Raw genomic sequence first — 1,335 nt, forward strand, 5'->3', positions numbered from 1 at the left:
GTGCGTTCGGCACTGGGCGCGACGGCCAACCGTCTGGACCACGTCAACACCAACCTGTCGAACATCGCCACCAACACCAAAGCCGCTACCGGCCGCATCATGGACACCGACTTCGCGACCGAAAGCTCGAACATGACGTCGTCGCAAATGCTGCTGCAAGCTGGCACCGCGATGCTGAAACAAAGCAACAGCATGTCCTCGATGGTCATGTCCCTGCTGCAATAATATGGACTTGGCCGCTTGCGGCCAATCTATCGAAGCCAGACTCCGGTCTGGCTTTTTTTTCATGCGCGCCTGGCGCGGGCATGCCGTCGCACGGGTTCGGCGGAGCGGCGAGGCAACAACTACCATTTATTTTCAAAAATTTCCGCAAAGCATTTAATTAAGGTGGCGGCACGGTCGTCTTGTACTGATAGGAGCAGATAAATCGTCGCTCCTCACCGTAACCACCCAATTAGGAATGACACCATGCTGAGCCTTCACACCAACGCTGCCTCCCTGTCGGCACAAAATTCGATCTCGAATACCCAATCCAAACTGTCGACTTCGATGACGCGCCTGAGCACCGGCTTCCGCATCAACTCGGCCATGGACGACGCTGCCGGCCTGCAGATCGCCACCCGTCTGAAAGCACAAACCAGCGGCATGACCGTTGCGATGAACAACACGCAAAACAGCACCTCGCTGCTGCAAACGGCTGAAGGCGCATTCGCCGAAGTGACCAACATGCTGGTACGCATGAAAGACCTGGCTACCCAGGCTTCCGACGCCTCGTCGACCGGCGCCGACAAGACCGCCATGCAAGCTGAATACAATGCATTGGGCCAGGAACTGTACAACGTCATGACCAACACCACGTTCGGCGGCACCAAGCTGCTGGGCGACGGCGCGGCTGCCGCCTCCGGCACGCTGTCGACGTCGATGACGTTCCAGATCGGCGCCAGCTCGACGGAAAAAATGAGCTTCGACGTATCGGGCAACCTGACCGCGCTGAACGCAGCCCTGACCGGCCTGAGCAAAAACTTCTCGTCGGCAGCATCGACGGGCGCGACGGAACTGACCGCCACCGCCAACGCCACCATCGGCCTGCTGGCTACCGCCATCGACAGCGTCAGCACCGTGCGTTCGGCACTGGGCGCGACGGCCAACCGTCTGGACCACGTCAACACCAACCTGTCGAACATCGCCACCAACACCAAAGCCGCTACCGGCCGCATCATGGACACCGACTTCGCGACCGAAAGCTCGAACATGACGTCGTCGCAAATGCTGCTGCAAGCTGGCACCGCGATGCTGAAACAAAGCAACAGCATGTCCTCGATGGTCATGTCCCTG

General features: G+C 59.2%; 2 protein-coding genes. Both read left to right on the plus strand.

Annotation, left to right across the window (positions count from 1 at the left end; all coding sequences use genetic code 11):
• A partial coding sequence (locus AC0V2Y_RS28510; RefSeq protein WP_475415847.1) for a flagellin occupies positions 1–225 on the plus strand: 225 nt, incomplete at its 5' end.
• A 243-nt stretch (positions 226–468) separates the two neighbouring features.
• Positions 469–1,335: flagellin N-terminal helical domain-containing protein (locus tag AC0V2Y_RS28515; RefSeq protein WP_475418057.1), on the plus strand; the 867-nt coding region annotated here is incomplete at its 3' end.

This window comes from Janthinobacterium sp. BHSEK (assembly GCF_056174685.1).